A 25,200-nucleotide genomic window follows, 5' to 3' on the forward strand; every position below is an offset into this window, starting at 1 on the left:
TATGAAAAACGCATTAGTTCTTTTATTCCTGGTTTCCGGAATGGTTGTTTTCGGGCAGTCTGCCAAAAAACAGCATGAGCAGCTCCGCGCCGAACTGGCCGTTGAACAACAGAAGCATGATTCGATCTTCAGGGCATTTGCTCAGCTGAACAAGGAACAGGAACATTTGAAAGATCAGTTTAAATCAGAAAAACAACGGTTTATTACGGAATCAAGCAACACCTTGTTTTGCCGGGATTCGATTGCAAAGTTGCAGTATGATTTAAAGCGTTTGGGACAGGGCCCTGATTTAAGTGATGTGCAAAAACAGATGAGGATGTCAAATGGTTGGTATTTTTTACAATCCGTGCTTGGGATGAACAAAGAGATCGAACCACTTGATTCCGTTGCATCGGCTTTGGATCTGAACGGGTTGAACAGGAAGCAGCAGAATCAACAATTAACCGTAAAGTTGACAGAATACCGCAATTTGGCAAAACGCAATGAACTCCGGATGCAGCAGAATGAATCCGGAATCAAACAATTGGAATCGGCCATTGCGCTTTTGGATTCGGCTTCGTTGGTTTATGAAAATGCTACCAGGATTCTTGCCGCCAAAAAAAGAAGCCTGAATTTTCAGTTCAATGAGCTGCGTGAAAATTACCGTTTAAAAGGGCCAAAGGGTTTTCCGGATGCCTACAGGGATCTTTTTCCGGAGATTCATCCTGTTGCCACAAAAGAGAAGTTGCCGGACGATTTATTTAACGGCGTAATTCCTCCCAAATACTACTCAGATCATGATGTAGTTGCGCCTCCTCCGGTGGAAGCTCCCCGTAATCGTCAGGAGCCGGAAATTTATATGATTGTAGACGAACCGGCCGAGTTTCCCGGAGGAATGACTGCTTTGAAGAAGTATATTGAAGATCACTTACAGTACCCGCCAAGTGCAAAAGAGCTGGCTATCCAGGGAAAGGTGTACGTGAAGTTCGTGGTTTCCGATAAAGGGAAAATTTCCTCTATTGAGGTGAAGAAAGGGATTCCGGATTGCCCTGATTGCGATAAAGAGGCCTTGCGTATGCTGAAAGAAATGCCGGATTGGATTCCCGGAAAGACCAACGGAAAGCCCGTGAAATCTTATTTTCATTTGCCGGTGACTTTTAAAATCAATTAGGCGATGAAAAACGGATTATTCTTTTTATTCCTGATCTCCGGAACGATTGTTTTCGGACAGTCTGCCAAAAAACTGAATGAGCAGCTTCGTTCGGTATTGGTTGCAGAACAGCAGAAGCAGGATTCGGTTGCTTTGATCTTTATTCAATCCGGGAAACAACAGGAACGATTGAAGTTGCTAAGTAGTGCGGAGACCAAAAAACTTGAGGGGAAGCTGGAAACGCTTCGCAAGACGCAGCGGTTGGTGCGGGAACTTTTCAAGGCATTGAATTACCTGGGAGAGCATCCCGATACGAGCGGCGTGAGCGGTAACCTGAATTTGTCCGATAACCCGGACTTGACCCGGTCGGTGAAAGAGTTGGTGAAACAATTTGAAACGGCACAACATACTCCGGATAGCCTTTCGTTGGAAGGATTGAAGCGAAAACGGCAAAATGAATTGCTGAAAGCGAAAATTGCCGAATACAGGACGGTTATGCAGGAAAATACCCTGCGTTTACAGCGTAATGAAGCGAGAGGGAAACAACTGGAAGGACTCATGACACAGATGGATTCACTTTCCCTGGTATACCGGAATGCAAATAAAGCCCTGCTTCCAAAACAAAAGGAGTTGGTCAGTCAATTGAAATTGTTACGGGAGAATTACCGTTTGAAAGGACCGAAAGGATTTCCGGAAGCATATAAAATGGCTTTCCCGGACATTCACCCGGATCCCCGCGATCCCCGAAATGAGTTTGAACCCCAGCCTCAACCTGTGGAAGTCTTTTTACCTCCTTTTTACACTTCGTATTCCATGGAAGACGAGATTTATTCACTGGTTGATGAGCCAGCTGAGTTTCCTGGCGGACGTGCAGCCATGATGCACTACCTGGCAAAAAACATCAAATACCCGGAATCTGCATGGGAGGAAGGGATTGGTGGAAAAGTGTATCTGAAGTTCGTGGTTTCTGACCGGGGAGAAATTTCCAATGTCACTGTTCAGAAGGGAATTCCGGACTGCCGGGAGTGCAATGAAGAAGCGGTTCGTGTGATCAAAGGAATGCCGCGATGGATTCCTGCAAAAAAGGATGGGGAACAAGTCAGTTCTTACAGCAGTTTTCCAATTACTTTTAGAGCCGATTAATCAGTTGTCACGTTTGTACACGTCATTTTATCCATATTTTTGTTTATGAAACATGTGTTACTCCTTTTAATCCTGGTTTCGGGAACGACGGTTTACGGTCAATCAGCTAAAAAACTGAACCGGATCTTGCGTGCAGAACTGGCTGTGGAACAGCAAAAACAAGATTCAGCCTACGTGGTATTTTTGAAATCAGTTACAGCGGTGAGCCAGGCCAAAAACCGGACAGATAAAAAATCAGAAGAATTGTCGCAGCAGGCGAGGGCTTTGCGGCAGAACCAGATTTCGATCCGGGAAACAATAAAAACACTTGGTAAGCTGGATCAGCATCCGGATATGAGCGGAGTAGCAAACTACATGGATTTGCCCGGTGCGCGGGATGTGATCAGACCGATCAAGGATTTGGGAAAAAAGATCGAATCGTTTGAGAAGGTTCCGGATCAGATTGAACTCGACGGATTGAAACGAAAACAGCAAAACGAATTGATGAAAGTCAAGTTGACGCAATATCGTGAGTTTGCCCAGGCGAATACCCTTCGTTTGGAGCGAAATGAAGGTAAAAAGAAACTGTTGGAATTGGCACTTCCGCGTTTGGATTCGGTTATTTCGGTATATGAGACTGCCGATAGTGTGCTTCATTTGAAACGAAAGGAATTGGATAAACAATTCGAAACACTGCGTGAAAATTACCGTTTGAAAGGGCCGAAAGGCTTTTCAAGCGCTTATGCGACTGTTTTTCCGGATGTGCATCCTGAGGAGATTCACGAACAAAGAGGGTATGAATTTCCATCAACAAATAAAGTAGTGGAGGATAAAAACCCGGAAATCTACGAGTTTGTGGATGAATCTCCGGAGTACCCGGGCGGAATGTCTGCATTGATGCAGTATTTGTCGGAGAATTTGAAATACCCGCAGTTTGCGGCGGAAAATGGCATTGAAGGAAAAGTGTTAATCCGCTTTGTGGTTACTGCGAATGGATCTGTTTCCAATGTAACAGTTGTGAAAGGAGTTTCCGGTTGCAGGGAATGCGATCAGGAAGCGATTCGGGTGGTGAAAAAAATGCCGAAGTGGGCTCCCGGAAAGATGAATGGAAAAACCGTGGGCTGTTACTTCACATTACCCATCCAGTTTGCTTTAAATTAAATCAACCCCAATGAAATCACAAATACATCTTTTATTCCTTTTGGCGGCATTTTTACTACCGGTTGCCGTTTCAGCACAATCCAAAAAGGTGATGAACCAGCAATTGAAAAGTGAGCTGGCGCACCAGGTAGCTGTTTACGATTCCATGCAGACTTCTTTGTTGTCGAAACAAAAGCAGTTGAATACGCTTCGGGAAGAAGCCCTGGGAGACGCTAAATTCAGTGTTAAGTTTAAAAATAAAGAGACCGAAATCCGGACGATCTTGCTCCGGAACCACCGTTTGTTGAAGGAACTGAATTTCGATGCAAATACGGTTTGTAATTTGAATGAGACTCTGAAAGTGCCTGCACCGAAAGCTGTGGTTAGCTACGACAAAAACAGCGATTTGCAGAAGCAGAAATTCCAGCTTGCTGCGATGGATTCCATCCGGGATTTGACGGACGTGAAACTGAAAGCGCAAAATGAACTCCTGAAGCAGCAAGTGGCTCAATATGATAGTGTGAACAAACTGAACGGAGCCGTTCTCACTGACATGCAGGGGGTGATCGATCAGATTACCAACATCCGGGAAGAGTATGCGGCTTATTTCAAAAGCTATCAAGAGTTCAACAACGATTTGGCAACGAAATCCGATCTGCTGGCAACGAAATTCTTCGAAGTTCGAAAACAGCGCATGAGAGAAGAAGCAATCGAACGGGAAAAAGAAACCGCAGAAGAGATGAAAGAAATGGAGCGGAGAAGAAAGAAGAACCCGAACCAGTTAATTTTTCTTCCACCGATGATTGAAGAACGCTCCGTCTATGAAGAGATCGGAGAGCCGGCATTTATTCCGAAAGAAGACCGTATGGTTTTCCGGGATCCCCGGTCTATTCCGGAGCTACGGGAAAAGCAACCGGTTGTGTTGGATGTTGTTGAAGAGCCGGCAGAGTTTCCGGGTGGAATGGCAGCGTTGAAAAAGTACCTTTCGGAAAACATGAACTACCCGAAGGCCGCTGAAGAAAACGGGATTGAAGGCAAAGTATTCCTGAAATTTAAAGTCATGGAAACCGGCAAAATCCAGGATGTGAAAGTAGCACGGGGAATCTCCGGATGCCCGGAATGCGACCAGGAAGCAATCCGTTTGGCTGAAAACATGCCGCTTTGGAAGCCCGGAAAGCTAAACGGGAAACCTATTTCGATGTATTATAGCTTGCCGATAACATTTAAGCTCAGATAATCGCTGATTTTCTTTCCTTTCAAGGATATTTTTCTTTAAATGATATAAGAAAACATCATGGGATTGAAGTTTAAAAATGATTCTTTGAGAGCTAAGTGGTGGGACTATTCCAATGCCGCAACCTATTTTATCACGATTTGTACAAAAGATCGGGTACCATTTTTGGGAGAGGTTCTGTTGGGTAAAATGGAATTAAGTGAAGTAGGAAAGATTGCTGCTGAAGAGTGGATCAAGACGATTCATTTAAGACCCCAGATGAAAATAGCATTGCACAATTATGTGGTTATGCCGGATCATTTTCATGCCATGTTGACTATCGGATTGACAGAGTTTAATGGAAAGGACACCTTTTTTGATGAATCAGGAGATCTCAAAAGAAATAGGTTTAAACCCCAGTCTAATAATTTGGGATCAATTATAAGAGGTTACAAATCAGCAGTTACAACACAATGTAAAATCTCAGGGTTGGATTTCTGTTGGCAATCCAGGTATTATGATGTCATTGTCCGGTCTCAGGATCAATTTGAAAATATTCAGAATTATATTTTGAGGAATCCATCTCAGTGGGGACGCGATGCATCGCATCCCCACTGATTTCCTGTTGATTCTCTTTCCCCAATGATTTCTCACTGATTCTCTGTCCTCACAGAGTTGCTGTTGATACAGAAAAACTTATCTCAACAAAAACTCCAGGACGGTATTCATGAACTCTTCCGGTTGCTCGGCATGTACCCAGTGGCCGGCATGTTGAATGGTCACAAAAGTCGAATCCGGGAATTGGTCTTCAATAGCAGAGATATCTTCCTCCGGAATATAGCCCGAAAGTGCTCCGCGGATAAACAGGGTTTGAACCAGGACTTCTCCTTCCGGAAGTGCAGCCAGGATGTTCTCCATTTCCCTTTCCAGAACGGTCACATTCATTCTCCAGGCCAGTTTTCCCTTCTCAATCCAGTACAGGTTTTTCATTAGGAATTGGCGGGTTCCGGTTTCCGGAACAAAAGGAGTCAGGATTTCTTCTGCTTTGGAGCGGGAATCCATCGGAGTTTGACTAAGTGCGTGAATCCCGGCAAGAATCTGCTGGTGATGCGGCGGGTACTTCTTGATCCCCATATCGACCACGATCAGTTTTTCAATCGTGTCGGGATAAAGTTGTGCATAGCGCATAACCGTTTTTCCACCCATGGAATGACCCAATAAATGCACTTTTTCAAAGCCCAAATCGGTAATGAGTTCATGCAGGTCTTCTGCCAGGAGTTCGTAATTGAAATCATCACTCCAATCGGTGTGACCGTGATTACGCTGGTCAACCAGGATCACCTGGAAGTAATCTGAAAAACGCTTGGCATGAGTTTGCCAGTTATCAGAAGAACCGAAAAGTCCGTGGAGAATAATGAGAGGTTTTCCCTCTCCGATAATGCGGTGCTGCAGTTTCATACTACAAAACTACGAAAGCGATCGTTTTTAATCGATCAGTCGGGCAAAAAACTTGAAAACGTTCGGAATTTCCCAGGATGTTTCAGGAACTTCGACATGGATTTTGCTTGTTTTCACCTCCTGGTTGTCGCTGGTAACCGGACTTTCGGATTTGCTTTCTCCTTCAATGTCGGTAGAGCTTACTTTTCCGGTTGTGAACTGCTTTTCATTGATCGTTTCGATAATGGAAACAATTTTATCAGCAGAGATTTTAGACTTGTCGAATGTGATGTAAGCGGTGTTGGTTTTTCTGCCGCTTTCAAAATCATAGGAAACACGGTCAACAGCCCCCGTTTCTTTCAAAGCCATGCGGATGGAACCACCACATGCATGCTCGCAGCTCATTCCTGAAACTTCCACAGCCAGTTTGCGATCTGCATGAACCGGATCCAGCTTTTTGTAGGCAACCTTTTTTTCTACGGAAATGATTTTTTTCTCTCCGGATGAACAGGATCCAAGCATAAATACCGTTGCAATCCCAATAAATAGTGCGTTTTTCATGGCTTTTTATTTTGATGATCGTAAAATTAAAGCAAAGGCAAGAAGCGTTTCACCAATTTTTGTTAAAATGAGCGCTGCGATCCCGTATTTTAACATCTCACGAAAAGCGAGCAGGAGAATTCCGTAATTTTGTGTTATGTCTGAAATTGTAAATAGAGTAGAGCAAAGCGGGCTGATCTCCGTGGATCTGGCGGATTACTGCCCGAAGAATTCCGAATTCATGGGCTTTGATTTCGAGCCTTCTCTCTGGAATGGATTGGTTCTGAAAGAAAAAGATTTCCGGGAGTATGTGAAGACCTTCGACTGGAACCAGTTTGCAGGAAAACATGCCTATTTGTACTGCTCTGTGGAAGCCATTTTGCCTTCCTGGGCTTTCATGCTCGTGAGTTCCAAACTGGTAGGTATTGCCGCTTCGGTGAGTATCGGAACGTTGGCGGAAGCAAAGCAGAAGGCACTTGAATTATACATTGACCAACTTGATACAACACCATTTACAGACGGGAAACTGATTGTAAAAGGCTGTTCGGATATCCCACAGCCGGAAGCAGCGATGTCGCAATTCCTGGTAAAAGTACAGCCGATTTGTTCCAGTATCATGTACGGAGAAGCGTGTTCCAGCGTACCGATCTACAAGAAGCCTAAACAGCGATAATTTCAGATCGAAATCCCTTTTTTCGGAGTAATTCAAATAACTGGGGCAGCAATTCCTGTTGTCTTGAAGCAATTTTGGCGTTATCGTGCAATACGAGAATATCGCCTGGTTTGATGCGTTGCGCTTCGTCGAGAATGCGCTCGTTGCTCACGCTTAAATCGTAGTCATAGGATAACCACGACCACATGATGATCCGGTGTGTTTTCCCGATTTCTTTTGCAACGCTCGGTTTGATTCTTCCATAGGGAGGTCTGAACAATTTCCCCGGGTGAACTTCTTCGAATGCGCGAAATGAATCCAGGTAGGTTTCATTGTCCGTTTTGATGGAATTCAGGTGCTTCATGGTGTGATTTCCAACCGCATGACCTTCATCTATCACCCGCTGGAATAGTTCAGGGGATCTCCGGATATTTTCCCCGACACAGAAGAAGGTCGCTTTCCAGTTGTATGCTTTCAGCAAATCCAGTACAAAAGGAGTGATTTCCGGGTTCGGGCCGTCATCAAAGGTGATAAAAACGACTGGCTCGGAAACAGAAAACCTCCACCTTAACCTTGGGAGAACCCAGTCTGCTAAGCGTGGAGGTTTAAATAATTTCATTTCAATGCTACATTACACTATCGTCTGAAGGCTGAACATTGTTCAATACTTCTTCATTCAGAACGGCATCACTTCCTGCAGGCATTCCACCTGTAGGAGCCGGTGTTGGAGTTCCAGGCATTTGTGTTCCTGTCAATTGATACGTGAAATCGATCGCGTTCATAGTCCCCTGAAGGTTTTGTCTGCTTCCGATCAATGAATTATCGTCGTTTTCCATTGCCAGCTGATCCAACTCGCCGTAGATACGTTTCAAATCCATGTTGTACAATTCCTCTAATCCTTTGGTCACTCTTTTCGATAATGCTCCGTCCGGATTTCCAACTTCAGGATCTCCTGCATATTTGTGGATTGTTGCATAGTTGATCACTGCTGCAATGTAATCTGCGCTGTTGTTCGCTGCAAAAGTTGCTTTGCTGTTTTTGAAGTAACCCAAAATACTCTCCAACTGACGGGCAACTTCTGCTCCCAGTTTTTCAGCACCTTCTTTATCGTGTGCACGGTACAACAAACCTACGTAATCCTGTAGTACACCATCCTGGTATTTGCTGTATTCTGCTCCGCTTGCGTCTTTGATCGGTCCGGCTCCCGTAGGTCTTTCACCGTAATCCAATACCACATTAGCAGGCATTACTTCCAGTGATTTGTGAATCAACTGAGAAGCTTTTTTGCGCAATTGTTCCGGAGTCATTCCCAAACGTCCGCTGAATGATTGCTCCAGGGAGTCAGCCACGCGAGCCTGTCCGTTTGCTCTTAAGTTTTTCAGCATCGGGCCGTATTGTTTTTTGCTCATTTCCATTTGCTCTGCTTCGAGTACATAGTTCTCAGCCAATTGAGCAAACATCGTTCTGAACTGAACGGTTTGGCGGCGTGCGTAGTAATCTGTCAATACATCCGGATCGTTCATTTTCCCATACTGGTATGTTTCCATCAGGTGTTTGAACATCAGTTTCTCGTTAGCAGGAGTTCTTCCCTGCGCCAGAATCGGAGTGATTTCCCATGCCATACCGTTGGTACGCAAGTGTCCGCTTTGGTACATGGCCGTAGAAACTTCGGTGTTACCCGGAGATGTGAAGTACATCGGGCGTTTCCAGTCGTTGTTTGCCAACATATCCAGGATCATGATGTCTGACTTCGTGATTCCCTGAACAGATCGGGAGTTGAAACGGAAACGGATTTCGTTTTCACAGTTTTCAGCTTCTTCCGCAGAAATAATTTTGGAAGCCAGTGCATTTTTCTTGTTCACCGGTAAAATAAACCCGGTGCTTGGAATCACTCTCAGGTAGGTTGTTCCGTATTTGATCATGTTATCGTCGTCCTGCATAAATGCAATCACTTCTTTGATTGGCAAGAAAGACCAGGAATCTTCCCAGGAAGCCATTACTTGCTGTAATTGCTCCAATCCGCTTACATCTGCATCAATCACCTGGCTTCGGTATCCTTCGAAGATTTCAAGGATTCCGTTTTCCATGTTCTCAATAGTTGCAAGATCGGCAGAATCGGCAGAAACTCCGAAAGCTCCGCGGATTTGTGCAATGCGCGGTTCGTAGGAAGGATCTTTTGCTTTCACAGAAGAAAGAACTGTTGAAGCCGTATTAGAGAAAGAAGCATATGCCTGCTTGAATTGCTGCGAGCTGTTTTTTACTTTTTCCTTGAACAGTTTTTCTACTGTTTCACGTTTGATTCCCTGGTTCAGCAACTGAGTTGTAGACATGAAGAATGCCTGATCCGTTCCTCCCGCAAACATCAGGATTTGATCCTCTCTGAAGGTAATAGGAAGGGGTTCGGAATCGTACATTTTCATTTTCATCTGGTTGGTATACCAGTCCGTGTCGAATAAGCTGGTGTTACAAACGCGCACGTCTGTTCGTTCACCTTCTACTTCCTGTAAGTACCATAATGGGAACGTATCGTTATCTCCAACGGAGAAAATGATTCCGTTTTTCTCACAAGACTGCAGGTAATTGTATGCCAGGTCGCGTGCCGAACTTTTGTTCGAACGATCGTGGTCATCCCATCCCTGTTCTCCCATGATGTACGGAACGAACAAAGTCAAAAGGGTAAATAATGCCGCCCCGACCGTGTGATTCGGAAGTGCTTTGCGTAATCCGTAGGCTATTCCGAGAATGATTAATGCAATCAGTGCAATGAATAACCAGGTTACCAAAATGAGCATCCCACCACCTACGGTAAAGAACAACATCAAGCCGGTTACCGCACCGAATCCGATCAGCATGTTTTTCCAGTCTGCTTTCTGGAAGTTTTTATAAGCGTCATACAGAGCCAATACACTCAAACCGATCCAGAATGCAAAGGCATAGAAGGAGGCGGCGTAGGCGTAATCACGCTCACGTGGTTCGAATGGTTTTTGGTTCAGGTAAATCACAATGGCGATTCCCGTAAAGAAGAATGTCAGGAATACGATAAAGGCATCTTTCGGTGCACGGTAAAAATGGAAAATCAAACCGATCACACCCAAAATAAGCGGAAGCATCCAGAAGGTATTGTGTGCCGGGTTTTCCAGCGTGTAGTATGGTGCGTTTGCCTGGTCTCCCAAGCGGGCATCATCGATGAATGAGAATCCGGAGATCCAGTTTCCGCGCATCGCGTCGCCGTGTCCCTGGAAGTCGTTCTGACGTCCGGAGAAGTTCCACATGAAGTAACGCCAGTACATCCAGTTCATCTGGTAGCTGAACATGTAGGACATGTTTTCACTGAAATGCGGCAGGCGTAATCCATCCGTACCGATTTCATCTGCATCGGAAACATCTTTCGGATCGTAGCCAGACCAGTTTTTGTAGGAAATGATCTTCGGATCGTTCGGATTGTTGGACGTATAGTACATCCGCGGTAAGAAAGTCGTTTGCCTGTAAGCCGGTTTGCTGTTTTTGCGGACGCTCTCGTTACTGGAGAAGTATTTTTCTTTGATGGAGTAGCTTCCTTCTTTTGATTTCGCCCAATCTGCGGCTTCTTTTTCCGTTACGAATGCTTTTGCATCTAATCCTGTGCTGTTGTTAATCACAACAAAACGTCGCAGGAAGAACGGACTTGCGTCACCGTATTCGGAGTTTTCAGCCGGAGCAGAGTTCCAGTACGGACCGTTCAAAATCGGCCAGGAACCGTATTGCTCGCGTTTCAGGTAAGCGTGAAGGGTTACTAAGTTTTCAGGATCGTTTTCATCCAAAGGCGTATTGGCATTGGAACGAATCACGATTACGGCAAAAGAGCCATATCCGATCAACAGGAACGCCAAACTCCACAAAGCGGTGTTGAGGATCGGCTTCGCTTTCCGCTTTGCATATCTGAAAGCCCAGATAAATGCGGCAATCAATAGGATGAAGAAGAAGAAGGTTCCGGAGAAGAACGGAAGGCCGAATGAATTCACGAAAGTAACCTCAAACCAGGATGCCATCGCAACGCTTCCCGGGATGATTCCCTCCTGAACGAAACCAAGAACCACAATGGAGATCAAACCGGTCAGGATGATTCCTTTGAGGCTTGTTTTCTCCCACAAATTAAAGTAAATCACGTAAGCAATTGCCGGAACAGCCAAGAGACCCAATAAGTGAACCCCGATTGCCAAACCGAACATGAACCAAATCAGGATCATCCAACGCATCGGAGATCTTTTGTCTTTGATTTCACCGTGTTTGATGCTGATCATTTCTGCGTCCCATTTCAGGATCATCCAGAAAATTGCTGCAGTGAACAGGGAAGACATCGCGTATACCTCACCCTCAACCGCAGAGAACCAGAATGAATCAGAGAAGGTGTAAGCCAATGCTCCGATAACTCCGGCACCCAATGTGGCAATTTGGTCACCTTTGGACCAGTTTCGGTCTTTACGCTGCATGATCTTCTTACCGAACATGGTAATCGACCAGAACATGAACAAGATGGTGAATGAACTACAAAGTGCTGAAAGGCGGTTAATCCATACTGCGACCATTTGAGGTTCTGCAAAGAAGGAGAACAAACGTCCAAGTAACATGAACAACGGCGCACCCGGAGGGTGTCCAACTTCTAATTTATATGCTGCTGTGATATACTCCCCGCAATCCCAAAGTGAAACAGTATCTTCAATGGTCAGGAAATAAACAATCGTTGCGATTAAAAAAACGAACCAGCCTGTAAGGTTATTCAGTTTATTGTAATTCATGATTTACTTTGAAAGTTTGACTCGCGAAGTTATAAATATATTGTCACGATTCCGCATCGAAGTGTCTAAAAATGCTAATTGAGTGAATTTCAATGTTTTTTTCATTTTCTGCATGAAAATTTCAAGTTTTTTTAAAAGAATCCTTGTACGAAAAGAATTTAGTATTAACTTTGCCACCGCAATTGACCCATGGTGTAACTGGCAACACGTCTGATTTTGGTTCAGAAGAGTCTAGGTTCGAGCCCTAGTGGGTCAACAAAAAAAGCTTCATCGAAAGATGGAGCTTTTTTGTTTTGTGCTTCATGCTCGTTCCGCTTCTCATTCTGCCGGGATTTTTTGTTTTCAGAGTGGGAGTGGAGAATGAGAATGCGGAAATCTCAGTTCGAAGCGCGATTTGAGGCTCCTCTATTGAGGAGTCTGTCCCGACAGGAACCCGTCGGAAGGAGTAAGGAGGGTGGTGATTCTACATCTCTTACAAGTATTGGATTCACTTGATTTTCCCGGCTTTTCTGACCTTTTTCTTTTACAGTATGCGTGCTGGGAGAGGAGTGAGAGTTCAGCAGTAGACTCCTTTTTAGTGGTTTAGTTAATCTGAGTGTAACAGTTCTGTAATTGGATAGGTAAGCCGTTAATGTTTTGAAGTGTACCGGTCCAAACAGCGTCGTATAACCTGTGTAAATCAAGTTTGTCCTGATCTGTTAAGACTGAGTTGGGGCCGTAGTTCATGATTGTTAATGGGACATGTGTCCCAAATACTTCGCTTCTCCAGGAACTCTCTCTTTCTTGAGCGAAATAATGTCTAAGTCCGAATATGTGTCCCATTTCATGTATAATTGTTTCAATCTGTTCTGTGCTACTTTGGTTAAACAATTTGGGGTATAGGGTTAAGGTATTTTGATTTCTGCCCGGGAAAAATGCCTTGGCGAGAGTGCAGCCACCAATCGGGTTGCAATCATTCGGATGCATGATGATTTCAAAATCCCATTCATCCGTGGATTCCATAAAGGCAATGGGTGAAGCATCTCCCCATTTATTGACTGCCTGGCCAAAGATGTTTCGGATATAATCCTTTACATCTTCTGAATTGTTGTAGTTGTTAAACATCGGATTGAACCTCCATTTTAATGTCACATTTTGTTGCCAAAGCGGGATGTTAGATTGAAGTCCGACGACTAATTCTGTTAATTCATTCTTCTGGGTTGAGTTGCTGCTATGACCAACTACCAGGAGCGATTCAGAGTGGTCGGTTTGGCAAAAATGCTGCATCGGCTCAGCAGATTCAATGCTAAATAGATTGTTTCCTTCTGCATCCAGAAAAAAGTTCTGGTCTAAATAGTCTTTTGTTTTCGTTTTCATGACGCGATCGTTTTTTAATCGAAAGTAGGTGGTAAACGATTCATTGTCAACGGGTATTTTTACGGGGGAGTAGTGTGAAAAATCCCTTTTTGGAGAATGTGATGAGTGACAGCGGTTTGAACGATCAGAATTGCATCATTGAGTTTATTTCCCGGACGTAATATTGCGGAATTACGTCCGGCCTGATATACCAAAGACTAAGAGTGTGCTTTTTGTTCTCTGCTAGAACAGCGAAATCGGCGAAAACAAAATGAGCATACATCACTTTCGCGGTTTCTGATGCTTCTTTTTGCTGATTCCTGCACGAATCATCCGCAGGCGGCGCATCCCCGCATGGCGTACTTTCTCCCGGTACAGTACCCAGCCGCCGATCGCGCCGAGTATGCTTCCGATACTGATATCCCAGAATCGCAGGAAGATCAGGGTGTTGATGTGGTCGGAAGTCGGATTGGCGGTTTCAGCAAGTAAAACGGTCAACGGTGTAATGAAAATCACGGCCAACGCATATTGCCGCACAACCAGTATCTCAATGATGCATTGAAGAACCATCACGGTGATGCACACACTCAATGGAGTTTTTGCCACAAGCAGAATCAACCAGCAAAATCCCAGTCCGATAAACGTGCCCAGGATTCGGTGAAACGTTCGCTGCCGGATGTGGTAAAGAGAAGCTCCCTGCATCACTGCGGCACAGGAGATCGGAACCCAATACGGATTTTTCAGGTGAAACAAATAACCGATCAGCAACGAGAGCAGCATGAAAATTCCTGTTACAACTGCCTCCCAAATATCCGGTGAAATGGAGATTCCGGCTGTTGTTGGTTGGTGATGTGTGGTTTCACTTCGTTTGAAATAGGGAATCAGGAGATAGCAAAATGCCAGTGAACATGTGAAGAGTGTTCCCAAACCAAGCAAACCGATTTTCAAGGGGATTTCATCCAGGTCGAAAGGCTGGCAGATCGACATGGCTGCAATCAGGATGAAGAAGAAACTTTTGGGAGGTGGAATATTCGCTGCCAGAACAATCCAGTGTACGCCAAATGCAAATAAACCCAGTGCAAATGCGGCAACCAGCGGATGAAAACTGAAAATCAACCCGAAAGCCGAAGAAAGCATGAATCCAAAAGAACAGCCTAAGATGGTTTTCATTCTATCGGACAGTGAACCGGAATTGGGAAGATACAAAATCGCCATGCCGCTCAAACAAGCGGTGACGCCGTAACGGAGATTTCCAAAATAAAGACCTGCTAAAAGCGGAGTTCCGACACAAATAGATGCCAGAAACGGAATTTCCCACTTCCTGGTAGTTTGCTTGAATGCAAACAACGACCGAAATTCCTCACGTATGATTTTGTCTGGAAACATAAAACACATGTTCTTTAAAAACCGGGGTGTCGAATATTACCCGTAAAGGTAGCGATTAATACAAGAAAAGACGGGTTACTGCTTCACAAATTTCAGCACCTGCTTCGAGGTCTCCGATTGATAATGCACCCAATACAAACCTGCGGAAAGAGCAGAAAGATCCAGGTTGATTAGCTCGGTGTCACTCCTCACTTCCAGGAGCCTGGCACCTTTTAAATCGAAAATCCGGATCGTATACGGATTGTTTTCTGGAGTCATTACCTGGAGATTTCCGGATGTCGGGTTCGGATAGATTTTTAACTCCGTATTCGCGGTTTCCGGAGTTCCGGTATAGGTGTAAACCGTTATTTTGCTGGTGTTGGCCGTTCCGCCTCCGTTATTGATCAGGTAGATTTTCGTTCCGTCGGGAGACACGGCAATGTCGCGGAGTCGTCCGTTTAAAAGTTGGTCTTCTCCGAAAAATCGTTGCGGATTCGGATGGGTACTTGTTCCCGGATCAATGGTTCCCTGCGGGGTTAGTTTGAACCGGTAGACTTCCATATTGGTATTATCACCATCCTTTAACGTCACAAGCAGAATGCTGTTTTTCCACTGGGGAATCGCATTGCTGTTGTAGTAAATTCCGTCGGAAGGAGCTACGGTGCACCATGAATTCCCGTTCGGATTACTTGGGGTAGGCTCGGTGCAGAACGAATAGATCGGGTCTACGAGCTGGTCATTTGCAATCAGCGGATTCGGAATGTAATTGGCAAAATAACCCGATTCTCCCGGAAAATTCTCGTCCGAATGATAGCCGCGGACATTCTTCCAGCCGTAATTCATGCCTTTTTCCAGGATGTTGATCTCGTCGTCGGTGCGGTCGCCGTGTTCAATGTCGTAGAGAATATTTAGATCGGAATTGAATACCAACCCCTGCGGATTCCGGTGTCCACGTGTGTAAAATGAATTTCCGGGAATCGGGTTGTCAGCAGGAATGCTTCCGTCCATATGGAACCGGTGAATTTTCCCGTTGTCGGTATTCGGATCCTGGGCAAAATTATTCGGGTTATCTGATTCCGGGTTATAGCATCCCGGGCTGTTCGTTTCAGAAGCACCGTGATCGCCTACAGACACAAACAGGTAAGGAATGTTGTTTTGTTTGATGCTGAGCAGGCGTCCGCCTAAATGGTCGTATCCGTTCGAAATCCCCGAAACAATATCCAGGAATCCGGTGATTTGTTCGGTGTTTGGATCCCATTCCAGCCGCCTGATTTTGTAACGCGTGTCCGGAGCAGAGCTTGTTCCCGCATTGTAGGAATACATGAAATACAGGTAGGAAAAACCGGTCGTGCCGAAATCAGGGTGCAGTGCAAGCCCCATGGTCCCGCTTCCAATGTGGAGCGAAGGACAGAGCGTAGAAGTTTCCAGAGCGCTTCCCCCGAAGTAATCGTTTGCAGTGTAAAGAATCGTTTTATTACCGGTTTCCGGATCAACCCGGGAAACAACTCCGTTACTTTCGGTGATCCAAAGCATGTGGTCCGGGCCATAAACCATTTCCCAGGGAATGGAAACGGAAGTCGGCAATTCCGACCGGGTGAATGTTTGAGCAAACATTCCGGAAGTATGAAAGATCAGGAAGAGAAGCAATAACTGTTTTTTCATCATGAGAGGTTAAAAAATGATCATACTTTTCCGGGGATTTTTAGTGTCGTATTTCACCGTGACTTGATCTGTATTCGAAAGGTGATTTAAAGCTTTTTGAATCTTGATAGTTCCGGGAAGTTTGCTGGTGCCATGATAGGTTTGTTTACCAATCCGGTAATCATAACAAATTGTATATGAATAGATAGCTGTTTTATTTCCGGTTTCACTCATGCTGATCTCTTCGTTAGGTTCAATGGAAGAGATCGTTCCTTGAGTCGTTCCATCGTAATTGACCGCTTGCCTGTCTCTGTTCCAATCCGGAAAAATAAATACGAAAGCAAATAGCAGCAGCAGCCCCGAAAATAGAAGGATCGTTCGTGAAATGGATTTCCAGTCCCAAAATAGCCAGTGATGTGTTTTTTTCATGAACCTGACGGATGATTTGAAGGTTTTGGTTCTGGGAAAGATAAGAATTAAATCCCGGAAAGCATAAATGTGGGTGATCTAAGTTCATCTGCTTATCTTTGTGACATATTTTTAGTACATGTCAGAAGAAAGAAGAACAGATTTGGAATCTCTTGGAGAATTCGGAACCATTGATTTATTGACAAAAAACTTCCTGATCACCAGAGAGTCCACGGCTTTCGGGATCGGAGACGATGCGGCGGTTCTTGAACGTAACGAGGAGCAGTATACCCTGGTTTCAACAGATATGTTGATCGAGGGAATCCACTTCAACCTGATGTATGTACCTTTTAAGCATTTGGGTTACAAAGCCGTTGCGGTAAATGTGTCTGATATCGCTGCGATGAACGGAACTCCGGAACAAATTACCGTTTCTATTGCAGTTTCAAACCGTTTTCCTTTGGAAGCATTGGAAGAGCTGTATGAAGGAATCCGCCTGGCATGTCAGAACTACAAAGTAGATTTGGTTGGTGGAGATACCACATCTTCCCGTTCCGGTTTGGTTATTTCAGTAACGGCGATCGGAGTGGTGGATAAATCCAAAGTGGTTTACCGTTCGGGCGCAATGGCAAATGATTTGTTGGTCGTTTCCGGAGATTTGGGTGCGGCTTATGTCGGACTGCAGGTTTTGGAACGTGAGAAAAGCGTTTTTGAAGCGAATCCGGATATTCAGCCTGATTTGGATGGAAAAGACTATATCATTGAACGGCAATTGAAGCCGGAAGCGCGTTTGGATATTGTGCAATACCTGAGAGAACTGGAAGTGGTTCCTACGTCGATGATTGATATTTCGGATGGACTTGCTTCCGAAATCATGCATTTGTGCAAATCGAGCAATAAAGGTGCGATGGTTTACAATGGAAAATTGCCGATCGATTCACTGACTTCGACTACAGCGATTGATTTCAATCTCGATCCTGCAACATGCGTTTTGAACGGGGGAGAAGACTATGAGTTGTTGTTTTCGATTTCCCAAAACGATTATGACAAGATCAAAGGAAATCCACACATGTCAGTAATCGGTTATATGACGGATGCCGGTGAAGGAATTTACCTGGTTGATACGAATGATTCACTGGTTCCGTTAAGGGCTCAGGGATGGAATCATTTCAATGCGAATAATTCGTAAGCGCATTCATGTGATCCGGAGTTTCGACGCATGGTTATAAGTTTTATAATCATGTGTCGAAACATTTAGTCAAAAAGCTTGTAAGTCTAGTTGTTACGAATGACTTTCAATTAACGAACACAAAACAACCCGAAATTATAAGAGCAAAAAAAATCCCTCGGTTACCGAGGGATTTTTTTATTTATTGTCTTTTTGATCTTTCTTTCTCAATGGATCAGTGATATCACCTCCGTTCGGATCAGTATTTGGACTGTTCGGATCAACAGTAGGATTTCCTCCTGTGCCTAAAGCTCCGGAATCATCACCACCTGCTGTATTTGGATTTGTACCAGGATCGGTGCAGCCTCCTCTTTTCAGAGCAGCCGCAGGTTCTGAGCTTGAAGTAGCATTCGGACGAATGTCTGCCTTTTGACAAGCTGTAAACACTATTAATAAGGATGCTATTACTGTAATCTTTTTCATATCACTGAGATACATACTGAACAAATATAAATTATTTATTCATTAATTTCCAAATTTTCATAAGGAATTTTGATTAAAACCCGCGTTCCCTTGATTGAACGGTCAGGATTGGTCATTTGAAAAGGTCCGATCAGTTCGTAATCCTTGTTCCACATCTGCCGGATCAGGTCGATGCGTTTCGACGTGATTTCCATTCCCTGAGATTTGTGATCCCCTTTAAACTTGGCCTTTTTGTCCATACTGAAATCAATGCCGATCCCGTTGTCGTCGATACAAATTTCCAACTGATCACCGATCACTTTGATCGTAACGAGAATTTCTCCTTTTTTACTTTCGTCCGGAAGAATTCCGTGAATAATACTATTTTCTACGAAAGGCTGCAGTAACATGGCCGGAACATTAACTTGTTCGGTGTCAATATTTTGATTTCGGATTTCGTAATTGAACCGATCCTTGAAACGCATGGCTTCAAGGGATAAATACAATTCAAGTCGTTCCAGCTCCTGCTGAAGTGTCACCATGTTGTCTCCTTCTGCGGCACTGTCGAGGTTTTTGCGGATCAGCTTGGCGAAATTCGTCAAATAGCGGTTGGCGGAAATCCGGTCTTGCGTATTGATGAAATACTGGATGGAATTCAGCGAGTTGAAGATGAAATGCCGGTTCATACTTGCATTGAGCGACTGTTGTTCCAGTGCCAGTAAGCGGGATTTGTTCTCCAGGTTGATCTTGTAGTTTCGCTCGCGTTCGCGCTTGATTTGCAGCCTGAAATAATAACGGATGCCGAAAGCAATTGCCACGAAAACAAGGATGTAGAACCACCAGGTTCGCCAGAAAGGAGGCGTGATGGTAACCGGAAGGGAAATGATTTCGGAAACCTTTTTGGTTCCTGAAATTGCCCGAATCCGGAGGGTGTAATTCCCCGCGTCGAGGTTGGAGAGAATGATAGCCGGGTTCAACGTCGGTGGCGACCATTTGTCCGATTCCCCTTCAATCCAGTATTGGAAAGTCACCGATTCCGGGTCTTCCATCGAAATACCGTCCAGGTCGATAATCAGGTTGTTTTTGGAATACGTCAGTTTCAATCCGCTTAGAAATTCTGCCGGACTTAACTCCTTGTAATTCACCAGTACGCGCGCAATGTTCAGTTTCGGAGGAAAGTCGCTGAAATTCGTGTTTTCATCCCCGATGTACAGTTTTGCCAAACCGTCGCTGGTACCGAACCAAAGATTCCCGTCTTCGAACATCGCCGAGTTGATATTCGATTCCAGGTTGATCAAACCGTTGTTCGTCCCGATGTGTTTCACCAAAACCTGTGATCCTTCGATGTTCTCAAAAACATACAGTCCGTCGTTGGTTCCCACGAAAATGTATTTGTCTACGCGGTGAATGAAATTGATGAAACGCGCACCGCTTTTGGCACTGTATGAAATGGTTTTGTAGTTGATTCCGTCAAAGATGATCAGCCCGTTTTCCGTTCCGATCCACACGCGGTTTTCACTGTCAATCTCAATGGAAGAAATACTTGCCTTGAAGCTTTTCAGTAATGTTTGCTTGTTCTTGGAAGGATTGATTTCATATAAGCCCTTGGAGGTAGCAACCAGGATGCTGGAAAAATAAAATGCGATGTCGCGGATATTCCCGTTTTTATTAAGGTCGAACTTGAATTTGGAATATTCATGCAGCGTACCGTTTTCGATGTACCCGATTTTCTCTTCCCCGCCTGCGATCAGTTTGTTGCGGAATATTTTCAACACCCGGTAAGGCCCCGAAGCATTCTCGAAATGATAGCTTTTGGGAGCGCTTTTCATGTCCCAGCTGAAAATTCCCACATCGGTTGCGAACCAGGTCAATCCGTTGAAATACTCAATGTCCCAGACCGTGGTAGCAGGAATCGGAATCTTTTCACAGTCCCCGTTCAGGTTCATTTTGAAAGCCCCTTTGTCGTATGATCCGAAGAAATAGGTTTTCGAATTGAGTTTTTTTCCGCTCAGGATCAGGTCGGAAGGCATGCCGGTTTTGGTGGAATAAATCTGCAGGTTCTGGTTGGCAAAACGCACCAATCCTTTCCCGTCGCTACCAAACCACATATTTCCTTCGTTGTCCTGGAACGAACAGTTGATCGCATTCGCAGGAAGTCCTTTTGACTCGTCCAGGTTCAGTTGCTTGAGCTCCGGCGACATGCGGATTACTCCTTCCGGTGAAACCAGCCACAATTGGCCGGAGGCATCGCTGTTGATTGCTCCGATATACAAATCCGTCGCTTTGACAGCAATGGAATCAAACTTACTGAAGTGGAAGTCGGATCTGAAAAGTCCCTTGAAAAACGTTGAAATGAATACCTTGTTGTTCGTGAGTGCAATCCCGGAAATACTTCGGTCTCCGAAAGCTTCCACCCGGATGAAATTGGTCAGATCCTGCGTGTAGTAAAGTCCGTCGCGGGTTCCGATATACAATTTGTTGTTGATGATTTCCAGGTCGCGGCAGGTCGAAGCATCTTCATTCCGGAGTTTGATCTTGGTAATACGGTTGTTTGAAATGATGTAAAGCCCGCTTCCCTCGGTCGAAACCACGATTTTTCCCTGGTAGAGAATAAAATCCGTTACGCTTACCGTACGGTCATTGTCGCCCAGCGAATAGGTTTGGGCCTTGTTGTCTGTAATTTCGGTAATCCCGCCTTCGTGGCCCACCCAAATGGTTTTTTTGATGTGCTGCAGGCAGGAAATCCGGTTGTTGAACAAGCCGTTTTCCAGCGGAAATGTCGTAAATGTTTTTCCGTTGAATTTGGCCAGACCTCCCAGCGTTCCGACCCACAAATAGCCGTTGTCGTCCTGGGTAATGCATTGAACCTGCGACTGCGGGAGCCCCTGGCTGTTCGAGTAGGAGATAAAAGAATAGTCCTGAGCCATTCCCGTCAATGAAATGGCTGCAAAGACTATCAGTGTGAATAATTTCATCCTTCTTTCAGCATTTTTACAAAATCAGCTACTCTGTTTCGGGCAACCGGGATGCGGAGTCCGTTTTTCAGAACGGCATAGTGGCCGTCTTCGTTAATGTATTCTGCCAAATTGTTCAGATTGATAATGTGTGATTTATGGATTCTGAAAAATTTCGCCGGGTTGAGGATATTCTCGTAAATCTTTAAAGTCCGCGTATCGAGGTAGCGCGTTCCGTCGTTGAAATAAATAGTCGTACAGTTTCCGCTTGCCTCCAGGTGCGAAATGGTATTGTCTTCCACAATTTTCAAGCCTTTGGTGTGGCTGATTGCAATGCGGTTGTTCGGCTTATTTCGCAATAACTGGTCAGATAAATTGCGCAAACTTCGGAAGTAAGTCACATAATTCTCCGGATCCTGGCCGAATACGTTATTTGCTTCCACCAGTTTTTCAACGGCGACTCTTAAATCATCAATATCGATCGGTTTCAGCAGGTAGTATACTGCGCTGGCGTTGAATGCACGAATCGCGTAATCTTTAAATGCCGTTACGAAGATCACAAGGAAATTTTTTTCTTCTACCTCTTCCAGGAGTTCAAATCCTTCTGCGCCGCTTGGCATCCGGATATCCAGAAAAACCACATCCGGTTTGCTTGCAGTAATCAAGGCTTTTGCTTGTTCTTTTCCGGAGGCTTCACCGATGACTTCAATTTCCGGACAGAAATCGTCCAGCATCATCATTAAATTTTTACGTGCGTACTCTTCATCGTCGATGATCAATGCGCGAAGTTTTTTCGGTTCCATAATGTAGTCCTTTCTTGTTCTGAATCGAATTTACAAGATTTAATAAACTGTGTATTCTTTTTACCGCAGAATACACTTCAGATCTGACCGTTCAAAAATCCTGGCAAGGGTTATAATCAAAAGTTTATACCGTTAAAATTATTTATTTTTCAGCGAATACTTGTTAGGTATTGTCTGAAAATATGGGATTTTGAATGATAAGACCCCATTGAACCGTTTGAATTTTTGAATTTTTTCAGCGCTTTTTACGAAAGTCAAAAAACGGTATTCAGCAAATGAACGGCTTCGTCGCGATTCTCTTCATGTGCCATGTGACCTACGTTCGGAAGCACTACAGACGAGATGTGGTGCTGTTTGCAGAAGTCTGCCAAAGCCTTTACCTGGATGAGTTTATCTTTCTCGCCGCTGATCACAGAAAACTTTTCCGGATGCTGTTCCATCAAGCGGGAAAGGTCTTCCCGGTCTTTCATTGCCAGGGCAGCCCAGCCGATTGCTTCGGGATTCATGTGTTCTGCAATCTGTACGTAATGAGAAATGACAGCTCCCATTTCCGAAGGATCATAAAACAGGTTCGGGATGGCCTCGCGGATGAAAACGGAAGCCTTGGTACGAACCAGTTCGGCGACACGTTGGCGGTCGTTTTTCTTACTTTCCGGATCGGCCCACGGATGCGAGTGGAACAGTACAATGTGCTCGAGATCCGGAACCAGTCGGAATAATTCCAGGGCTACGTAACCTCCCATTGAGTGTCCGACCACAATCGGGTGGTGGAGCTGTTCGCGTTCGATAATTTTACGGACTTCTTCAGCCATGTACCGGATGGAAGGAGTTTGCTGCGGCTCAAATGCACTTTTTCCGTGTCCCGGAAGGTCGATGCAACAAGCTCTGACCGGCAGGTGTGGAATGAGATCTTCCCACATGCTCAGGTCTTCCATAAATCCATGTAAAAAAATGACAGGACTTCCATTTCCGGAAATCCTGTAATTCAAGAGTTGTTCATTCATAAACTAGTCTGTTTCGTCCTCAAAGTACCAGTCATCCAGGTAGTTGAAAAGGTTTCGAGGTTGAAAAGTTCAAACGATCATTGAACCTTTTCAACTCTTTCCATCCTTTGAACTTTTCAAGACGCATGTGACTCCAAAAACCATTATCTCTGTTTTTACAGAGCAGATTTCTTATTTCTGGTTCATCAATGTTTCGATTTCATCTGCTTCGATCGGGATGTTGCGCATCAGGTTGAAAGGTTCTCCGCTTGGCTGGATCACCAGGTTGTCCTCGATACGGATTCCAAGACCTTCTTCCGGAATGTAGATTCCCGGCTCGCAGGTAAAGACCATATTTGCTTCGATCGGCACATTCCACAGTCCCACATCGTGTGTGTCAAGACCCAGGAAGTGGGATGTTCCGTGCATGAAGTATTTTTTATAGGCAGGCCAGCTCGGATCCTGGTTTTTGATGTCTGTCTGATCCAGTAGTTTCAACCCGATCAATTCTGCTTCCATCATTTTACCCACTTCCTTGTGGTATTCCGCCATCATCGTTCCGGGAACCAATAGTTGCTGTGCCTGGTTTTTTACACGGAGAACCGCATCATATACTTCGCGTTGTCTTGGTGAAAAACGCCCGTTTACCGGGATGCTTCGCGACATGTCGGAAGAATAGTTTGCGTATTCCGCACCTACATCCAACAGGATTACTTCACCGTCCTGACATTGCATGTTGTTCTCAATGTAGTGAAGCACGCAGGCATTTTTCCCGGAAGCTACAATCGGAGTGTAGGCCCAGCCTTTGGAACGGTTGCGCAAAAACTCGTGTGCAAATTCCGCTTCGATTTCGTATTCCCAAACGCCCGGTTTCACAAAACCAAGAATCCGGCGGAATCCTTTCTCTGTGATATCACAAGCCTGCTGCATCAAATCCAGTTCGATCTGCTCTTTCACGGAACGGATCTGGTGCATGATCGGTGCGCTTTTGTGTACCTGGTGTGCCGGATAATCCTGTTTCACCTGGATAATAAAACGGTCTTCACGCGTTTGCACGGTGGTGTCTGCACGCAGGTGTTCGTTCGTATTCAGGTAAATTCCTTCTGCTTCCGCCATCATCTGCTTGAAAATGGTCTGGAATTGCTGCAACCAGTAAACCGTTTTGATCCCGGATGTTTCGAATGCCTGCTCCTTGTTGAGTTTTGCTCCTTCCCAAACGGCAATGTGCTCATTGGTTTCGCGAAGAAACAAGACTTCCCGGTGTGCTTCATTCTTTGAATCCGGGAAAAGTACCAGGATGCTTTCTTCCTGATCCACTCCGGAGAGGTAAAAAATATCCCGGTGTTGAGCAAAAGGCATCGTTCCGTCGGCACTTACCGGGTAAATATCATTGGAATTGAAAACAGCAAGTGTACCACCATGCATCTTCGCGGTGAACTTCTTTCTGTTCTCCGTAAAAAGCGATTTGTTTATTGGAAGATATTTCATGTTTATTCAAAATAGTTTAGGATGGTGAAATTACTAAAAAGGAAGAGAGAATTGTCAATTGTTAATCGATAATTCATAATTGAAAAGGTGACTGAGCGGAAGTTGAAGACAACTTTTTACTTAAAAAAAGAAGATCGTAAGTACTTTACGAACTACGGGGTGAAAATTTGTATCATCAAAGTCAAACAATATGAAAACAATATTCGACAGCATCCTGGTAAACCGCATCCAATTTGAAAGTTCATCCACAGAAGTTCAACTGGATTGTTGTGTATATGAAAACGGAAGTTCTTATGACAGCCAGATCTTTGTAAGTATGAGTGCTTTCAATCAGTTACTGTGTGAGTTGAGCGTGCGTGGTATTGATCTGGATATGGACGGAGGATTGGATACGATCGTTTTGTCGGATGACGAAATTATCTATTCGATGGATCTGGCAAAAGATGAAGAAAAGCCTGTTTTTCTGCCTTATTACTGTTTTCCGCAACAAAACAAGTTGTTAAGAGCCTAAGAAAGAGCAGAATTTTACAAATATCTTGAGCATATAAAAAAAAGTTGTATTTTCGAATTGTGTTCTGACCAGAA

21 protein-coding genes and 1 tRNA gene are annotated in these 25,200 nt (G+C 44.6%); 9 read left to right on the top strand and 13 right to left on the bottom strand.

All coding sequences use genetic code 11. The annotated features are described in order from the left end of the window. Nucleotide 1: 1 nt before the first annotated feature. From ABDV94_RS08135 to ABDV94_RS08155, 5 genes are read left to right on the top strand one after another with little or no spacing between them, the layout of a single operon-like run. Entirely contained in the window at nucleotides 2-1,150 is a 1,149-nt protein-coding gene (locus tag ABDV94_RS08135; protein ID WP_343606354.1) for a TonB family protein, read from the top strand. A 3-nt stretch (nucleotides 1,151-1,153) separates the two neighbouring features. Continuing rightward, nucleotides 1,154-2,272, top strand: coding sequence for an energy transducer TonB (locus ABDV94_RS08140; RefSeq protein WP_343606356.1), 1,119 nt, complete (start codon nucleotides 1,154-1,156; stop codon nucleotides 2,270-2,272). Between the two features lie 45 nt (nucleotides 2,273-2,317). Then, complete coding sequence (locus tag ABDV94_RS08145; RefSeq protein WP_343606358.1) at nucleotides 2,318-3,412, top strand: energy transducer TonB; 1,095 nt, start codon at nucleotides 2,318-2,320, stop codon at nucleotides 3,410-3,412. 10 nt (nucleotides 3,413-3,422) lie between these two features. Next, nucleotides 3,423-4,628 (top strand): TonB family protein, encoded by a 1,206-nt coding sequence (locus ABDV94_RS08150; protein ID WP_343606360.1) that lies wholly within the window; start codon nucleotides 3,423-3,425, stop codon nucleotides 4,626-4,628. Between the two features lie 57 nt (nucleotides 4,629-4,685). Then, complete coding sequence (locus ABDV94_RS08155) at nucleotides 4,686-5,222, top strand: transposase (RefSeq protein ID WP_343606361.1); 537 nt, start codon at nucleotides 4,686-4,688, stop codon at nucleotides 5,220-5,222. A 78-nt stretch (nucleotides 5,223-5,300) separates the two neighbouring features. Here the strand turns inward: ABDV94_RS08155 and ABDV94_RS08160 are convergent, their stop codons facing one another. After that, nucleotides 5,301-6,062 (bottom strand): alpha/beta fold hydrolase, encoded by a 762-nt coding sequence (locus ABDV94_RS08160; protein WP_343606363.1) that lies wholly within the window; start codon nucleotides 6,060-6,062, stop codon nucleotides 5,301-5,303. A gap of 27 nt (nucleotides 6,063-6,089) precedes the next feature. Beyond that, entirely contained in the window at nucleotides 6,090-6,602 is a 513-nt protein-coding gene (locus tag ABDV94_RS08165) for a heavy-metal-associated domain-containing protein (RefSeq protein ID WP_343606365.1), read from the bottom strand. A gap of 136 nt (nucleotides 6,603-6,738) precedes the next feature. On the opposite strand from ABDV94_RS08165, the gene ABDV94_RS08170 reads away from it, so the two are divergent. Beyond that, entirely contained in the window at nucleotides 6,739-7,254 is a 516-nt protein-coding gene (locus ABDV94_RS08170; protein WP_343606366.1) for a DUF2480 family protein, read from the top strand. Here the strand turns inward: ABDV94_RS08170 and ABDV94_RS08175 are convergent. Together ABDV94_RS08175 and ABDV94_RS08180 are read right to left on the bottom strand one after the other, a co-directional pair. Continuing rightward, the gene (locus ABDV94_RS08175) at nucleotides 7,241-7,852 is read right to left on the bottom strand and encodes a polysaccharide deacetylase family protein (RefSeq protein ID WP_343606368.1); all 612 of its coding nucleotides are present in this window, start codon (nucleotides 7,850-7,852) and stop codon (nucleotides 7,241-7,243) included. The genes ABDV94_RS08170 and ABDV94_RS08175 overlap by 14 nt on opposite strands. Nucleotides 7,853-7,859: 7 nt before the next feature. Then, nucleotides 7,860-12,008 (bottom strand): DUF2723 domain-containing protein, encoded by a 4,149-nt coding sequence (locus ABDV94_RS08180; protein ID WP_343606369.1) that lies wholly within the window; start codon nucleotides 12,006-12,008, stop codon nucleotides 7,860-7,862. Nucleotides 12,009-12,191: 183 nt separating this feature from the next. Here ABDV94_RS08180 and ABDV94_RS08185 point away from each other — a divergent pair. Continuing rightward, a tRNA-Gln gene (locus ABDV94_RS08185) sits at nucleotides 12,192-12,264 on the top strand. A gap of 326 nt (nucleotides 12,265-12,590) precedes the next feature. Here the strand turns inward: ABDV94_RS08185 and ABDV94_RS08190 are convergent. From ABDV94_RS08190 to ABDV94_RS08205, 4 genes are all read right to left on the bottom strand, one after another. Further along, nucleotides 12,591-13,364 (bottom strand): matrixin family metalloprotease, encoded by a 774-nt coding sequence (locus ABDV94_RS08190; RefSeq protein ID WP_343606371.1) that lies wholly within the window; start codon nucleotides 13,362-13,364, stop codon nucleotides 12,591-12,593. 261 nt (nucleotides 13,365-13,625) lie between these two features. Continuing rightward, nucleotides 13,626-14,729 carry an FUSC family protein gene (locus ABDV94_RS08195; protein ID WP_343606373.1) on the bottom strand — a complete coding sequence of 368 codons (1,104 nt, stop codon included), beginning with the start codon at nucleotides 14,727-14,729 and terminating at the stop codon, nucleotides 13,626-13,628. Nucleotides 14,730-14,804: 75 nt separating this feature from the next. Next, complete coding sequence (locus ABDV94_RS08200) at nucleotides 14,805-16,370, bottom strand: PQQ-dependent sugar dehydrogenase (protein ID WP_343606375.1); 1,566 nt, start codon at nucleotides 16,368-16,370, stop codon at nucleotides 14,805-14,807. 9 nt (nucleotides 16,371-16,379) lie between these two features. Continuing rightward, a complete protein-coding gene (locus ABDV94_RS08205; RefSeq protein ID WP_343606377.1) occupies nucleotides 16,380-16,778 on the bottom strand; it encodes a DUF3592 domain-containing protein in 399 nt (132 codons plus the stop codon). A 118-nt stretch (nucleotides 16,779-16,896) separates the two neighbouring features. Here ABDV94_RS08205 and thiL point away from each other — a divergent pair, with 118 nt between their 5' ends. Beyond that, complete coding sequence (gene thiL, locus ABDV94_RS08210) at nucleotides 16,897-17,946, top strand: thiamine-phosphate kinase (RefSeq protein ID WP_343606379.1); 1,050 nt, start codon at nucleotides 16,897-16,899, stop codon at nucleotides 17,944-17,946. A gap of 177 nt (nucleotides 17,947-18,123) precedes the next feature. Here thiL and ABDV94_RS08215 read toward each other — a convergent pair whose 3' ends face one another. The 5 genes from ABDV94_RS08215 to ABDV94_RS08235 form a co-directional block, all read right to left on the bottom strand. Continuing rightward, a complete protein-coding gene (locus tag ABDV94_RS08215) occupies nucleotides 18,124-18,408 on the bottom strand; it encodes a hypothetical protein (protein ID WP_343606381.1) in 285 nt (94 codons plus the stop codon). A 35-nt stretch (nucleotides 18,409-18,443) separates the two neighbouring features. Next, a complete protein-coding gene (locus ABDV94_RS08220) occupies nucleotides 18,444-21,362 on the bottom strand; it encodes a two-component regulator propeller domain-containing protein (protein WP_343606383.1) in 2,919 nt (972 codons plus the stop codon). Next, nucleotides 21,359-22,144: a LytTR family DNA-binding domain-containing protein gene (locus ABDV94_RS08225; RefSeq protein ID WP_343606385.1), complete on the bottom strand. Its 786-nt coding sequence runs from the start codon at nucleotides 22,142-22,144 to the stop codon at nucleotides 21,359-21,361. Before ABDV94_RS08225 ends, ABDV94_RS08220 begins: the two co-directional genes overlap by 4 nt. 254 nt (nucleotides 22,145-22,398) lie before the next feature. Further along, nucleotides 22,399-23,148 (bottom strand): alpha/beta hydrolase, encoded by a 750-nt coding sequence (locus ABDV94_RS08230; protein WP_343606387.1) that lies wholly within the window; start codon nucleotides 23,146-23,148, stop codon nucleotides 22,399-22,401. 171 nt (nucleotides 23,149-23,319) lie between these two features. Then, the gene (locus ABDV94_RS08235; protein WP_343606389.1) at nucleotides 23,320-24,615 is read right to left on the bottom strand and encodes an aminopeptidase P N-terminal domain-containing protein; all 1,296 of its coding nucleotides are present in this window, start codon (nucleotides 24,613-24,615) and stop codon (nucleotides 23,320-23,322) included. A gap of 190 nt (nucleotides 24,616-24,805) precedes the next feature. On the opposite strand from ABDV94_RS08235, the gene ABDV94_RS08240 reads away from it, so the two are divergent. Next, nucleotides 24,806-25,126 (top strand): hypothetical protein, encoded by a 321-nt coding sequence (locus ABDV94_RS08240; RefSeq protein WP_343606391.1) that lies wholly within the window; start codon nucleotides 24,806-24,808, stop codon nucleotides 25,124-25,126. The last annotated feature ends 74 nt before the right edge of the window (nucleotides 25,127-25,200 follow it).

Origin of the sequence: Fluviicola sp. (genome assembly GCF_039596355.1) — a bacterium.
Classification (GTDB): Bacteria; Bacteroidota; Bacteroidia; order Flavobacteriales_D; family Crocinitomicaceae; genus Fluviicola.